Origin of the sequence: Nocardia brasiliensis IFM 10847 (genome assembly GCF_000710915.1) — a bacterium.
GTDB lineage: Bacteria > Actinomycetota > Actinomycetes > Mycobacteriales > Mycobacteriaceae > Nocardia > Nocardia brasiliensis_A.
On sequence record NZ_BAUA01000116.1, the window covers coordinates 45,370 to 59,442 of the forward strand.

15 protein-coding genes are annotated in these 14,073 nt (G+C 69.4%); 10 read left to right on the forward strand and 5 right to left on the reverse strand.

Features of this window, described 5'->3' with window-relative positions:
• Positions 1-56: 56 nt before the first annotated feature.
• Together NBRGI_RS24980 and ligD are read left to right on the forward strand one after the other, a co-directional pair.
• On the forward strand, positions 57-1,139 hold the full coding sequence (locus NBRGI_RS24980) for an ATP-dependent DNA ligase (protein WP_200882218.1): 1,083 nt from the start codon (positions 57-59) through the stop codon (positions 1,137-1,139).
• Positions 1,136-2,137 (forward strand): non-homologous end-joining DNA ligase, encoded by a 1,002-nt coding sequence (gene ligD / locus NBRGI_RS24985; protein ID WP_029899647.1) that lies wholly within the window; start codon positions 1,136-1,138, stop codon positions 2,135-2,137. Before NBRGI_RS24980 ends, ligD begins: the two co-directional genes overlap by 4 nt.
• A gap of 28 nt (positions 2,138-2,165) precedes the next feature.
• On the opposite strand, the gene NBRGI_RS24990 is transcribed toward ligD, so the two are convergent.
• Complete coding sequence (locus tag NBRGI_RS24990; protein WP_029899648.1) at positions 2,166-2,936, reverse strand: DUF4190 domain-containing protein; 771 nt, start codon at positions 2,934-2,936, stop codon at positions 2,166-2,168.
• Between the two features lie 253 nt (positions 2,937-3,189).
• On the opposite strand from NBRGI_RS24990, the gene NBRGI_RS24995 reads away from it, so the two are divergent.
• A complete protein-coding gene (locus NBRGI_RS24995; protein WP_029899649.1) occupies positions 3,190-3,549 on the forward strand; it encodes a hypothetical protein in 360 nt (119 codons plus the stop codon).
• Between the two features lie 19 nt (positions 3,550-3,568).
• On the opposite strand, the gene NBRGI_RS25000 is transcribed toward NBRGI_RS24995, so the two are convergent.
• The 3 genes from NBRGI_RS25000 to NBRGI_RS25010 form a co-directional block, all read right to left on the reverse strand.
• Complete coding sequence (locus tag NBRGI_RS25000) at positions 3,569-4,222, reverse strand: TetR/AcrR family transcriptional regulator (RefSeq protein ID WP_014984775.1); 654 nt, start codon at positions 4,220-4,222, stop codon at positions 3,569-3,571.
• Complete coding sequence (locus tag NBRGI_RS25005) at positions 4,206-5,351, reverse strand: acyl-CoA dehydrogenase family protein (RefSeq protein WP_029899650.1); 1,146 nt, start codon at positions 5,349-5,351, stop codon at positions 4,206-4,208. The genes NBRGI_RS25000 and NBRGI_RS25005 overlap by 17 nt, the downstream gene beginning before the upstream one ends.
• 103 nt (positions 5,352-5,454) lie before the next feature.
• The gene (locus tag NBRGI_RS25010; protein ID WP_029899651.1) at positions 5,455-6,141 is read right to left on the reverse strand and encodes a TetR/AcrR family transcriptional regulator; all 687 of its coding nucleotides are present in this window, start codon (positions 6,139-6,141) and stop codon (positions 5,455-5,457) included.
• Between the two features lie 172 nt (positions 6,142-6,313).
• On the opposite strand from NBRGI_RS25010, the gene NBRGI_RS25015 reads away from it, so the two are divergent.
• From NBRGI_RS25015 to NBRGI_RS25040, 6 genes are all read left to right on the forward strand, one after another.
• Positions 6,314-7,243 (forward strand): alpha/beta fold hydrolase, encoded by a 930-nt coding sequence (locus tag NBRGI_RS25015; RefSeq protein WP_029899652.1) that lies wholly within the window; start codon positions 6,314-6,316, stop codon positions 7,241-7,243.
• Positions 7,244-7,304: 61 nt separating this feature from the next.
• Positions 7,305-7,520, forward strand: a complete 216-nt coding sequence (locus NBRGI_RS25020; RefSeq protein ID WP_029899653.1) for a hypothetical protein — start codon at positions 7,305-7,307, stop codon at positions 7,518-7,520.
• Positions 7,517-9,040, forward strand: coding sequence for a hypothetical protein (locus NBRGI_RS25025; protein WP_029899654.1), 1,524 nt, complete (start codon positions 7,517-7,519; stop codon positions 9,038-9,040). The genes NBRGI_RS25020 and NBRGI_RS25025 overlap by 4 nt, the downstream gene beginning before the upstream one ends.
• A gap of 45 nt (positions 9,041-9,085) precedes the next feature.
• Positions 9,086-9,892, forward strand: coding sequence for a hypothetical protein (locus NBRGI_RS25030; RefSeq protein ID WP_029899655.1), 807 nt, complete (start codon positions 9,086-9,088; stop codon positions 9,890-9,892).
• Positions 9,893-9,989: 97 nt separating this feature from the next.
• Positions 9,990-11,420 carry an SDR family NAD(P)-dependent oxidoreductase gene (locus NBRGI_RS25035; RefSeq protein ID WP_029899656.1) on the forward strand — a complete coding sequence of 477 codons (1,431 nt, stop codon included), beginning with the start codon at positions 9,990-9,992 and terminating at the stop codon, positions 11,418-11,420.
• A 23-nt stretch (positions 11,421-11,443) separates the two neighbouring features.
• Positions 11,444-11,833, forward strand: a complete 390-nt coding sequence (locus tag NBRGI_RS25040; protein WP_029899657.1) for a DUF2784 domain-containing protein — start codon at positions 11,444-11,446, stop codon at positions 11,831-11,833.
• A 28-nt stretch (positions 11,834-11,861) separates the two neighbouring features.
• Here the strand turns inward: NBRGI_RS25040 and NBRGI_RS25045 are convergent, their stop codons facing one another.
• Entirely contained in the window at positions 11,862-12,629 is a 768-nt protein-coding gene (locus NBRGI_RS25045; protein ID WP_029899658.1) for a thioesterase II family protein, read from the reverse strand.
• Positions 12,630-12,675: 46 nt separating this feature from the next.
• On the opposite strand from NBRGI_RS25045, the gene NBRGI_RS25050 reads away from it, so the two are divergent.
• A complete protein-coding gene (locus tag NBRGI_RS25050) occupies positions 12,676-14,022 on the forward strand; it encodes a CoA transferase (protein ID WP_029899659.1) in 1,347 nt (448 codons plus the stop codon).
• The last annotated feature ends 51 nt before the right edge of the window (positions 14,023-14,073 follow it).

Here is a 14,073-nt window from a genome sequence, read left to right on the forward strand (position 1 = left end):
TGCTCGAACACGCCGTCTGCATCGGTAAGGAACACGAACCGAGGAGGGTAGTTCGCGTGGACTTACCGGTGATGCCACCTGTCCGGCCGATGCTGGCCAAAACCGCGCCGGGCGTGCCTCGTGAACCCGGGCTCAGCTATGAGCCGAAATGGGACGGCTTCCGCTGCATCGTCTTCCGCGACGGCGCCGAGGTGGAACTCGGCTCCCGCAACGACCGCCCGCTGACCAGGTATTTCCCCGAGGTCGCCGAGTTACTGCAGCAGGCGCTGCCGGACCGGTGCGTGGTCGACGGCGAGATCGTCGTGGTCACCGATCAGGGCCTGGACTTCGACACGCTGCAGAACCGGCTGCATCCGGCCGCGTCCCGGGTCAACAAGCTGGCGGTGGAGACACCGGCCAGTTTCGTCGCGTTCGATCTGCTCGCCCTCGGCGACCGCGACCTCACCGAGGAGCCGTTCGCCGAACGCAGGCGACTGCTGGAGACCATCCTCGACACCAAACCCGCTCGGGTGCACCTGACCCCGATCACGCAAGACCCCGACGTCGCCGAGGACTGGTTCACCCGGTTCGAGGGCGCGGGCTTCGACGGCGTCATGGTCAAGGCCGACGGGCTGGCCTACCTGCAGGACAAGCGCGTGATGCTGAAGGTCAAGCACGAACGCACCGCCGACTGCGTGGTCGCCGGTTTCCGCTGGCACAAGGACGGCGAAGGTGTCGGCTCGCTGCTACTCGGGCTCTTCGACGACGAGGGCAACCTGCACCACGTCGGCGTGGCGAGCAGCTTCACCGCGGCCCGGCGCAAAGAACTGGCCGACGAACTCGCGCCGCTGCGCGAGAACGCGCTGGAAAACCATCCGTGGCGCGAATGGGCCGACGCCGCGGCACAGGCCAGGGCCGACGGCAAGATGCCCGGCGGGGTGAGCCGCTGGACCGGCGGCAAGGACCTCTCGTGGGAGGCGTTGCGCACCGAACTGGTCGCCGAGGTCCGCTACGAACACGTGCAGTCCGGCCGGCTCCGGCACGGCGGCAGGCTGGTTCGGTTCCGCACCGACCGCACCCCCGAGTCGTGCACCTACGCGCAGCTGGACGAGGCGCCGCCCGCCGAGCTGAGTGAGATCTTCAGCGAGGTGAAGGCGTGAGTGAATCGGTCGATATCGAGGTCGACGGCCGGACCGTCACCATCAGCAACCCCGGCAAGATCTACTTCACCAAGCGCGGCGAGACGAAGCTGGACCTAGTCCGCTATTACCAGGCGGTGGCCGAACCGTTCCTGAGTGTCGTCGGCGGACGGCCGCTGCTGTTGGAGCGGTATCCCGATGGCGCGTCCGGGAAGTCGTGGTTCCAGAAGCGGGTGCCCAAGTCGGCGCCGGACTGGTTGCACACCGTGGAGGTGTCCACACCGAACGGCACCACCAGCGACGCGCTCGTCGCACACGACCTCGCCCACATCCTGTGGGCGGTGAATCAGGGCTGCCTCGGTTTCCATGTGTGGCCGAACCGGGCGGACAATCTGAAGATCGCCGACGAGCTGCGCATCGATCTCGATCCGTCCCCCGGCATCACGTTCGACGATCTCAAACAGGCCGCCGTGCTCACCCGCGACCTGTTCACGGAGCTGGGCATCGAGTCGCGGATCAAGACCTCCGGCTCGCGCGGGCTGCACATCTATGTTGCGCTGGAACCGAATTGGGACGGCTACCAGGTGCGCGCGGCCGCCGTCGCGCTGGCCAGGGAACTGGAGCGCAGGCATCCGGACGAGATCACCGCGCAGTGGTGGAAGGAAGAACGCGGCAATCGCGTATTCGTCGACTTCAATCAGAACGCGCCGCACAAGACGGTTTTCGGCGCGTGGTGCGTGCGCCCGAAGGTCGGCGCGCAGGTGTCCACGCCGATCACCTGGGACGCGTTGGCAGAAGTGGTGCCCGACGAACTCACCATCGCCACGGTGCCCGCGCGGCTGACCGAGCTCGGCGATCCGTGGGCCGACCGCACGCCGCAGTCAATCGCACCGCTGTTGGAGATGTCGGCGCGGGATATGGCCTCGGGTCTGCTCGACGCGCCGTGGCCGCCGCAGTATCCGAAGATGCCGAACGAACCGCCGCGGGTACAGCCGAGCCGGGCCAAGAAGGAAGAGTAGACCGGGCCGGCTATTCGGTCGTCCCCGGTTATTCGGTCGTCCACAGTGCCCAGGTGCCGTTGCGCCCGGGGTTCTCGCAGATCAGCGCGCGGCCGTCGGCGGTGCGGGCCGTCTTGCCCGTGGTGCCATCGCATTTCGAGCCCGGCTGCTGGGTCGTCGTGGCGACGTTGACCGGGCCGGACCACTGGTAGCTGCTCGCGCTTTGCAGGCAGAGCAGCGTCGTGCCGTCTGCCCCGGTGCCGATCTGCCCGGCCTGCGACTCGGTACAGGCCGAGCCCTTCTTCAGGTTGCTCTGGCTCGCCGAGGTGGCGGTCACGCTCGGGGCCGCGGACGGCGGGACCACGGTGGTGATCGTCGTCGGCGGTGGTCGATCCGTCGTGGCCTGCGCCGATAGGTTCATCGTCGGTTTGTTCGCCCGGGTCACGCTGTCCGGCAGCACATTTCCGGCCAGCACGAACAAGCCCACCAGGGCCGTCACCTCGGCCACGCCGATCAGCAGCGCGAACAGCGCCATCACCCGGCCGCGCGGATGCGAGAAGGCGATGAAGCCGAATACGATCGCGACCGGGAACAACCCGAGCAACGCCGCCACCAGCGCGACGATCGCGTAAGGGTTGACGATGGGCGGGATCTCCACCCGCAGTCGTCCGGTGCGGCGCCGGCTCGGCGCGGGCTCCTGCCACCGTTCGTCGGGGTCGGGTTCGCCCCAGCGCTCCTCCTCCGCCGCCTCCGGCCACCGATCGTCCTGCTGCGCCGCCGCAGGCCAGCGTTCCGTTTCACGGCGTTCTACCCGTGCCATGCCAGGTTCCCTCTCCACACCACACACCGCGCAGGAACCTCGGACAATCCGGACCCGCCCCGATATCCCGACCCACAATAGGGGTCCGACGGCGGCCGGATCATCCGAAAGGTCGAATTACGGTGATGCAACCGTAATAACGAACCGACAACGTTGCGCGCGGTTTCGTGCGCGGACGGTTCATGCTGAGCACACCGTGCGGTCTCGCACGCGCTCCGTGTCACTGATCTTGCGCTGACTCTCAGGAGGAACCATGTTCGGTAGCACCGACCCCGACGGCCGCGACGATCGGCCGTGGCATGCGCAGGCCGGCGATCTGCTCGGCGACAACTACAACGTGCCCGGTTTGATCCTGTGCGCACTCGGCATCGTGGCGATGGCGTGCACGCTCACCGCGGCCGGGTACGGATTCAGCGAATGGGTCCAGATCGGCGCCATCGCGACCGCGACGCTCTGGATCCTCGGCGTCGGTGCGCTGTTGGTCGAGCACCGGCGCTCAGAAGTCATCGAGCTGAAGTACGGGCGGCGGGGGCACGCACCAGGCACTCGGCGGCCGGTGCGTTACAGCGCGGCCCCGCTGGCCGCCGAGGTGGCGCCGGAAACGGGCAGCTGATCTGCGACCGCGGGCACGCTCAGTGCCTGCGGTCCACCCGCGGCAGCGATTCGGTGACCAGGGTCATCAGCATGTCGGCGAGCAGGTCGTGCACCTGCGGCCGGGTCAGCGTGGCGCGGGTGATCCATTCGCGCCCTGCCACTTTCACCAGCCCACCGTAGGCGCGGACCATCGCGCGCAATGCCGCACTGCGTGCCGAATCGGCCAGACCGATCATGAGCAGCAGCCGTTCGGCCGCGGCGTCGTCGGCCTGATCGAGGATCTGTTGCACCTCGGGGTCGTCGCCGACACCCTCGTGGCTGGTCACCTTCACCCAGGTGCTGCCGTGTTCGGCGATGGTGTCCAGCAGCCAGTGCACACTTGCGTCGACGCGCTCGCGCTCAGTACCGGTGGGCACGATCATGTCGTCCAGCTTGGGCAGCGTCACCATCCGGCGCACGACCGCGAGATACAGATCGCGCTTGTTGCCGAAGTAGTGGTTGATCAGACCGCGGGCCACTCCGGCGCGCTGCGCCAGCTCGGCGGTCGAGACCGCGGCGTAGGGCCGCTCGCCGAACATGTCGATCGCGCACGCGAGGATTTGCGCGCGCCGCTCGTCGGGTTCGAGCCGGCGGCGGCGCGGCGACGCAGCACCGTCCGCGGTCTCACTCGTGGTATCAGAGAGACCGGGCAATGAGATCCTTCATCACCTCGTTGCTACCCGCCAGGATGCGCAGGACGCGGGCGCCGGTGTAAAGCTGCGAAATCGGATACTCCGTCATGTAGCCGTAGCCGCCGAACAGTTGCAGGCAGCGGTCAACCACGATACCCAGCTGATCGGTGAGCCAGTACTTCGACATCGCCGCGGTGGGGATGTCCAGCTCGCCACGCAGGTGTTTCCCGATGCAATCGTCCAGGAAGGTGCGGCTGATTTTCGCCAGGGTGGCACACTCGGCGAGCTCGAACTTGGTGTTCTGCATCGCGAACAGCGGCTTGCCGAACGCCTCGCGGCCCTTCGTGTAGTCGATCGTGAGCTGCACGGCCTGCTCCATCATCGCGACCGCGATAATGCCCGTGACCAGGCGTTCCTGCGCCAGCATCTGCATCATCTGATAGAAGCCGAGGCCCTCGGACGCGCCGAGCAGGTTCGTCGCGGGCACCCGCAGGCCGTCGAAGAACAGCTCGGCGGTGTCCTGGGCCTTACCGCCGATCTTGTTCAGGATGCGGCCGCGCTTGAACCCAGGAGTGTCGTCGGACACGTCGGCGTAGATCAGCGAGACACCGGCCGCGCCCTTGGTCGGGTCGGTCTTGGCGGCGATGACGATGCCGTCGCAGAGCCAGCCGTTGGTGATGAAGATCTTCGAGCCGGTGATGACGTACTCGTCGCCCTCGCGCACCGCGCGAGTCTTGATGTTCTGCAGGTCGGAGCCGGTGCTCGGCTCGGTCATGCCGATGGAGAGCACGATCTCGCCCGCGGCCGCCTTGGGCAGCACGCGACGCTTGAGCTCCTCGGTCCCGAATTCCTTGATGTACGGCGCGATGATCGAGGTGTGCACCGGCATGCCCAAGGCGCCGTCGCCCGCCCGGGTCTGCTCCTCGATGATCGCCGCCTCGTGCGCGAAAGTACCACCGCCACCGCCGTATTCGGCCGGAATGGCGGTGCACAGCAAGCCCAGTTCGCCCGCGCGGTGGTACAGCGCGCGGTCCGGATGGCCCTGCGCGACGAATTTCTCCTCGTGCGGGACCACCTCCTTTTCGAAGAACGCCTTCGCCAGGTCGCGAACCGCCTCGACCTCGTCGTCACTCCACGCGGCGCGTGCCATCTCAGATCCTTTGCTCGCTCGGTGCTTCCGCATCAGATTCGCGCACTATTGGCATGCTGTCAACAAGGCGGGCACAAGGGTGTGCCCGAGGAAGCGAAAGTGGTCAGCCCGTGGGCCGCTGCGCCTGATTGACGGCGGTGAGCGAAGCGAGAATCGGGGTGTCCGGATCCGCCGAGATGCCCTGCCTGCGCAGGAAACCGTCGATCAGACCCCACACGAATTCGGTGGCCTGGTCGACGAACTCCGCGGTGCGCGTCGACGGCGCCGGATCGGCCAGCCAGAGATCGGTGATCGAGACGACCACGCCGACCACCGCGCGCGACAGGTAGTCGATGCCCGCGGTCTCGATCGGAATGGACTCGGCGATCTCGCGCGCCTGCCGGGCGAAACGGTCCGAGGCGGCGCGGCCGAGGTCGAATTGCAGCACCGTGCCGTCGGACCGCTGGGTCACCTGAGCCTGACCGAGGAAGCGAAACACATTGGGATGCTGCAGAATACTGTCGGCATAACCCGTCAGCACCCGGCGCAGCGCGGCGCGCGGAGGCTGCAGCATGAGCGTCAGATCGTTGCCCGCGGCGGCCGCGGCGGACTTCGCCATCCGGTTGCCGATCTCGGTGTAGAGGTCGGCCTTGTCGGCGAACTGCCGATACAGGCGCGGTTTCGTCATCGCGGCTTCGCGGGCGATGTCGTCCATGCTCGGCCGCGGCCCGGCCCGGTCGATCACCCGGATCGCGGCATCGACGATCTCCGCGCGGGAGGTCGCCGAAGGACGGGAGCTGGGACGGGGCACGACCGCAGCATACACGTACCGCCAGTACGGTTATCGACGTGAGGTACGCCATAGTCTGGGCGTACCCCTCGCCTTGCCCGGGATTACTTCGTACTGTCGGTATCGGAAAACGTACTGGCGGTACGACACCTGGTGTCCGGCCGGCAGCTCGCCCCCGAACGAGGCTGACAACATGACCAACCTGATCGACACCGATACGCCGCGCCCGGACCGGCAATGGACGGTGACCGCCGACGGCGCCGATCTCGCCGTTTTCGAATGGGGCGACCCCGCGGCCGAACCCTTGGTTCTCGTGCACGGCCTCACCGACACCCATCGCGTATGGGCCACCGTCGCCGCCCTGCTGAGCGACGGCTTCCGGGTGATCACCTACGACGTGCGCGGGCACGGCAGGTCGGACACTCCGGCCTTGCTCGCGGACTTCCGCCTGGACCGGCTGGCCGCCGACTTCTTCGCGGTGATCGACGCGGCGAGTCCGAAGCAGCCGGTGCATACCTGCGGCCACGGCTGGGGCGCGGTGCAACTGTGGGAGGCGGTGTGCGATCCGCGGGCGAACACCCGGATCGCCTCGTTCACCGCCATTTCCGGTCCCAACCTCGATCATCTGGGACTGTGGCTGCGCGCGGTCGCGCCGCACGCCAGAGGCGTGCTCGGCGATCTCGGCTGGTGGCTGCACGGCGCGCGCTGGACGTTGCGGCCGATCCCCGTCGCGCGGCGGCTGTACCCGCCGCGGGTGCGCACGTTGCTGGTCGAGCGGCTCGGCGGGCTCTCGCCGATCCCGGCCCGGATCGCCCGCACCTGGCGCACCGACCTGGTCTCCGGCGGGCGGATCGCGCAGGCCAACCTGCTGCATCATCTGCGCCGCCCGCGGCTGCGCCGCACCGCGGTGCCGGTGCAACTGCTGGTGGACTCCACCGACCCGTTCGTGCCCGCCGCCATCTACGACACCTCGATCCGCTGGGTGGACCGGCTCTGGCGCTGCGCCGTGCCCGCGGACCACTGGCTGCCCGTCACCGAACCGCTGCTGGTCGCCGAGGCGATCGCCAACTTCGTCGACGACCTGCGCGCCGACCGGGCCGCGATCACGCCGCGCAGCAGCTGACCCGCGCGCCCGCCGGAACACGGCCGCGCGCACCAGGATTCGACACCGATACGGAGATGCCATGCCGGACCCGGCGCACCCGCTGACCCAGACCCTCGGCGCACCGCTGCCCGACGAGTTCGGCCGGCTCACCGAAGCCGACCTCGCCGAGCTCGACCGCCTGCTGCGCACCGCCGTCAGCGCCCGCGGCGAACGCCTCGGCGCGGCGGTCGAATCCTCGCTGCAGCTGATCCCCCGGCTGATGCGGCCGGCCGTGAAGCGGGCGCTCGGCTTATGAGCGCGCAACTCATGGTGCGCGCGGAGACGACGAAACTCGCGCGACTACTGGATATCGCCGACCCGGCGGATCTCGCGTTCCTGCACAGCCTTTCGCCCGAGGCGATCCGGGCGTTCCGGGAACGCGCCACCGATCTGCTCTTCGATCGCGACGCCGCGCGGATGCGGCGGGTCGCGGCGGCGACCAAGTTGGTGCCGACCGTGATCAGCGCCAAGGCCGCCGAGCGCGCGTTCGGGCCGGTGCTGTGCGCGGCCGTCGCCGGATCGGTCGAACCCGCTCGCGCCATCGATATCGCGAAGGCGCTGCCCGCTCGCTTTCTCGCCGAGACCGCGGCCCAGCTGGACCCGCGGCGCACTGCCGACATCATCGCGTCGGTGCCTACCCGGCTGGTCGCCGACGTGGCCCGGGAGCTGCTGCGGCTGGACGACCACGTGACCATGAGCCGGTTCGTCGGCGTCGTGCCGGAGGAATCGATGCGCGCCGCGGCACCGGTGCTCGGCGATGCCGATCTGTTGCGCGTCGGCTTTCTCATGGAGGACAAGTCCGCACTGGACCGGCTGATGGGTCTGTTCACCGACCGGCTCGCCGGGGTGATCCGGGCCGCACACGAACAAGACCTGTGGGCAGAGGGTCTCGATCTGCTCGACAGCGTCGGCCCCGAGAACCGGGCCGCGCTCGGCGATCTCGCGGCCGGACTCGGCGGCGCGGTGCTGGACGGCCTGATCGAGGCCGTCCGTGCCCTGGACGCCTGGGATTCGCTGCTGCCGGTGACCAGCGCGATGAGTCCGGACAGCCTGCGGGCTTTCGCCGAAAGACCTGCGGTACAGGAGGAATCGGTGCTCGCCTCGATCATGGACGCCGCGTTGCAGAAGGGCTTCTGGCTGGATCTGCTGCCGCTGGCGGTGCACTTGCAACCGGATCAGCTGGCCATCCTGGCCGCGCGGCTGGCCGACAAGCCCGACGACGAACTCGGCGAGCTGGTCACCCGAGCCGACGCCGCCGGCATGTGGAGCGCGATGCTGCCGATCGCCCTGGCGATGACCGACACCGACCGCAGGCGGATGGCGGGCCTGCCGATCATGCAGGACCCGGACGTCCTGCGCGCGGTGATCGGCACCACCGCCGAACACGAACTCTGGTCCCAGGCTTTGCCTTTGGTCGACGCGCTGCCGGCGACCGCGACCCCGATCCTGGCGTCCTGCATCGGCGAGCTGAGCCGCGCACAGCTCTTGGCCGCGGTGCTCGTCGCGGCGCGCAGCGACAACATCGATACCCTCGTCGAGATCGCGCTCGCGCAGGAGGCCGACGGCCGGGCCAGGGTGCTCGAAATCATCGACGGCATGGACGATCTAGACGAGTTCCTCGCCGCGCTCACCGCGGACACCCCGAAAGTGGTGTGGGACGGGCTGATCGAGGTCCGCGCGGAGATCCCGGCACCGTTGCTCGCCCGTCTCACCGCACGCGCCGACCAGCTCGGCCGCACCACCGCTGCGGAAGAACTGCGCTCCGCCCGGCCCTGATCCGAACTTCCCCGGGACGTCGGATGAAGTGATATTTTCGGGGCGATGACGGGATCGGGGGGTTCGGGGCCCTCGCGCCCCGACTACACGGGCTGGCTGGACCAGCCGCTGACTCCGGCGGCACCACCACGGCCCTATCCGGACGGCACGGTGCCGCCGCGCCGCGCGCTGACCTGGCGCGGGTCCACACCCGGCAAGAGCTGGCAGTGGGCGCTGGGCGCCGCGGCGGCGGTCTCGGCGCTCTGGTTCGTCGCCTCGCTCGACACCTCCGGCACCGACCGAACCGCCGCGACCGTGCCCGATCTGCGGGGATATCACCATGTCGACAACCTCTGCGCGATCACCGACACCGCCCCCTATCTGCGCGCTGGGTTCGCCCTCGCGTCCAATAGTGCGACCGGACCGAAATACCCACTGCACCAAACCCTTCTGCACCCGGCCGTCGACACGATGATGTGCACGATTCGGCTCGGCACGCCCGGCGCGCTCGATCGCGGCGACGACAGCACGGTGAAGGTGCGGGCGGTGGTGCACAAGCAGACCGATCCCGGCCCCGAATTCACCGCCCGGTTCCAGACCTGGACACAGGCCCCGCTGTCCGAGAACGACGAGATCACCGCGCTGCCCGGCCTCGGCGACGAGGCGTATCTCGTACAACGCAAGAGCGCGGGCGGCACCCGGCCCACCAGCCTCACCCTCGCCGTCCGCCACGGGTGGACCACCTACGAGATCAGCTGGCTGCGCCTGTCCTCGGTCGCCGCCACCCCCACCAGCAGGCCGCCGACCACCGCCGAAGCGATCGAGCTGCTGCGCGGGACCGCGGACACGACGCTGCGGCTGCTGCGCGCATAACCGCCCGAGCAGGCAACCGGGCGGCAACCCGGTTCGCGCGTTTGCGACAATGAGCGGGTCGATTTCCCAGCTCAGCAAAAGGATGCCTGTACCACCGATGGCCGAAAGCATGATTGATCCGGACGAGCTCGCGACCTGTCTGCGCGTACTGGACAAGGCCGGGCAACTGGAGAAGGACCATCCCGACTCGGTGGCGGTACAGCGCGCGGTCGGCCACATGTTCAAGAAGCTCAAGCAGCGGCGGCGCATTGAGGCCAGGGCGGCGGTGTCGGCGGCCGACCGCGAGGTCGTCGCCGCGACCGCGACCGGCTCGCCGCAGCGGATCGACGACGAGACCGCGGGCATCCCGCTGGCCTCGAGCGCGGCGGGCGCCAGCGCGGGCACGCTGATCCGGCCGCGGCCCTGCTATATCTGCAAGCAGAAGTACACCCAGGTGGACGCGTTCTATCACCAGCTGTGCCCGGAATGCGCCGCGCGCAGCCACGGCAAGCGCGACGCTCGGACCGATCTGACCGGACGCCGCGCCCTGCTCACCGGCGGCCGCGCCAAGATCGGCATGTACATCGCGCTGCGGTTGCTGCGCGACGGCGCGCACACCACGATCACCACCCGGTTTCCGAACGACGCGGTCCGCCGCTTCGCCGCGATGGAGGACAGCGCGGACTGGCTGCACCGCTTGCGCGTGGTCGGCATCGACCTGCGCGATCCCGCCCAGGTCGTCGCGCTCGCCGACGACGTGGCGGCGCAGGGCCCGCTGGACATCCTGATCAACAACGCCGCCCAGACGGTGCGCCGCTCCCCCGGCGCCTACAGCGCGCTGGTCGACGCCGAGTCCGGGCCGCTGCCCGCGGGCCTGCTGCCCGAGCTGGTCACCTTCGGCAAGACGATGCAGGCGCACCCCACCGCGCTCACCGCCTCACTCACCCCGACGCTGTCCGCCGCCGATATCGCCGAACTCGCGCTGGTCGCGGGATCGGCCACCCCGGAACGCATTTCGCGTGGCGTCGCGATCGACGCGGGCGGTCTGGTGCCCGACCTCGCGCACACCAACAGCTGGGTGCAGACCGTCGCCGAGGTCGATCCCACCGAACTGCTCGAGGTGCAGCTGTGCAATTCGGTCGCGCCGTTCATCCTGGTGTCGCGGTTGCGACCGGCCATGGCCGCGGCCACCGCGCGCCGCAAGTACATCGTCAACGTATCCGCGATGGAAGGCCAGTTCTCCCGGGCCTACAAGGGCCCGGGCCATCCGCACACCAATATGGCCAAGGCGGCGCTGAACATGTTGACCCGCACCAGCGCTCGGGAAATGCTCGAGGCCGACGGCATCCTGATGACCGCAGTCGACACCGGATGGATCACCGACGAGCGCCCGCACTATACGAAGATGCGCCTGGCCGAAGAGGGCTTCCACGCTCCGCTGGACTTGGTCGACGGCGCTGCCCGGGTCTACGACCCGATCGTGCAGGGCGAGCAGGGCACCGACCTTTACGGCTGCTTCCTCAAGGACTATCAGCCTTCACCCTGGTGAGGCGGAATCGCTAAGCTGGTGGTGTGCTGTATCGGTTGCTCGCCGATGCCACCGCCGCCGTGCATTTCGCGTTCGTGGTGTACGTGGTGATCGGTGGATACCTGGCGTGGCGTCTGCCGCGCACCCTCTGGCTGCACCTGCTCGCGTTCGGCTGGGGATTCAGCACGGTGCTGTTCGGCATCGACTGCCCGCTCACGCATCTGGAGAATTGGGCACGCCATCGAGCGGGCGAGGCGGGGTTGCCGCCCAGCGGTTTCATCGACCACTACCTCACCGGGGTGATCTATCCGGAGAACGCGCTCGGCGCGGTCCGAGTGCTCGTCGCGGTGGTCGTCGTGCTCTCCTGGGTGGGCTACGCCGTGCTGCGGCGACGGGCGGCCGGACCGGCCACCCGCCTCCCGGCGGCCCGTTAGTTCCTTTCGCGGCAATACTTCTCGGCTATCACGCGGGCGAGCGCTCTTGGCCGAGCCGGGCCGCGACGACGTCCGCCACCGCCGCGGGGCGTTCGTCCACGAAGAAGTGCCCGCCGGGAAAGGTTGTGCGCTCGAAGGTTCCGCCGGTGAACTCGCGCCACTCGTCGGCCTGCTCCGGTCGCATGGTGGGATCGCCGGTGCTGACGAGCGCGGCGATATCGACGGCCAGTGGGTCACCCGGCGTGTACCGATAGGTTTCGACGGCCTGGTAGTCGCCGCGTACGGCGGGCAGCACCAGTTCCGCGAGACTCGGTTCGTCCCGCAGCATTTGGATCGGCGCGGGGTCGGCGGCCAGACGCTCGAGATCCTTGATCAGATCCTCGTCCGAGCCGAGGTGTAACCGTTGGGTCTCCACGAAAGCCGGTGCGGGACGGCCGGACACGAACAGGGCCGTGAGCGCCTGGCCGCCGCGCTCTAGCCGCCGCGCCGTCTCGAACGCCACCGTCGCACCCATGCTGTGCCCGAACAGCGCCAGCCCGTCGAGGTTTCCGTGCCGCAGCACCTCTCGGGCTATCTGGTCCGCGAGCTCGCACAGATCGGTGATCGGCGCCTCGCCGAGGCGATCCTGCCTGCCCGGATACTGCACCGCCAGCACCACGGTGCCCGCGCCGAAACATTGTGCGAATTCACGATATGCGGTGGCGGGACCGCCGCCCGGCGGCAAACACAGCAGGTAGCGGCGGGGAGCCGGGTCGCCGCGCAGCACCCGCAGCCACTCGCCCGACTCGATCTTCATGCCCACGTAGATCTCCTTCTCAGCTGGAACTATTACGCTCGTTCGCGTGAACGCGCACACACGGCTGGTCCACGACTACGAAGCCGGAATCGGTGTCACCCCCTCCGCCATTACGCCTGCCCCCGACCCCGGCAGCAATCTCGCTGCGACACTACCGGTCTGGGCACTGGCCGCCGGATCGGTCGCCGCGCTCACCGCCGCGGCCAATCGCCTGCGCACGATCCGCGGCCTCGATCCGGTGGCGCACCGCATCGACCCCGTCCGCATCACCGCCGCGTTCTCCAGCGAACGCCTGCTGCGCTTCCACGGTGCGCCCGCGACCATGTTCGCCGACCTCTCCGGGTTCTTTCCCACCTACGACGGATGGGTCCGCACACACGCCAACTATCCGCACCATCGCGACCGGTTGCTCACCGCGCTCGGACTGCCGATCGACGCGCCGGTGGACCTCGCGGTCGCGCAGATGGCGATGAGCCGGGCGGCCGACATCGAAGACCACGCCGCCGCGCACGGCGCGATCGCGGTGCGGGTGCGCACCGAGCAAGAGTGGGCGCAGAGCCCTGCGGGCCGCTCCGCCGCAGCCGGGCCGGTCGTCGCGATCGAACGGCGCCCTGACCGAGGCGAGCCCGGATTGCCCATGGGCGCAGCGCCTTTCCAGCCACTGCGCGGCCTGCGCGTGCTCGACCTGACCCGGGTGATCGCCGGACCCGTCGCCACCAGGACCCTCGCGCTGCTGGGCGCGGAGGTGCTGCGGGTCGATCCACCGCACCTGCCCGAGATCCCGTGGCAGTACGCCGACACCGGGCAGGGCAAGCGGTCCACGCTGCTGGATCTGCGGGACCGGTTGCCCCAGTTCAACGACCTGCTCACCGCCGCCGACGTGCTGGTCACCGGCTATCGGCCCGGCGCGCTCGCACACGCGGGAGTCACCGCGGCCCGACGCCCCGGGCTCATCCACGGGCGGGTCTCGGCGTGGGGCGAGTTCGGGCCGTGGGGAGGCCGGCGCGGGTTCGACAGCATTGTGCAGGCGGCCTCCGGCATCGCGATCGCCGAGGGCGCGCCCGCGGTGCCCGGCACACTGCCCGCCCAGGCGCTCGATCACGCGTCCGGCTATCTGCTCGCGGCGGGCGTGATCGACGCGCTCACCGCGCGCGCCACCGACGGGATCGGGCGCGACGTGCGAGTCTCGTTGGCGCGCACCGCTTCCTGGCTACTCAACGCGCCGGATCGGACGCCGCGCCACCCGCAGGCGGCCGCGCCCGATCCCGCGACCGCGGTCTACCACGGGGAGGCGTGCACCGCCGCACCTGCGATCGCGGAGTACCCCGCGTATACGTGGCCTGCCCCCGCCTACGGCAACGATCGGCCTGCCTGGCCGTTGCGGACGCACTAGTCGCCGGGGCCGCGGCGGGGCGGTGGTCGGCTGCGGGCTGCGGGCTGCGGG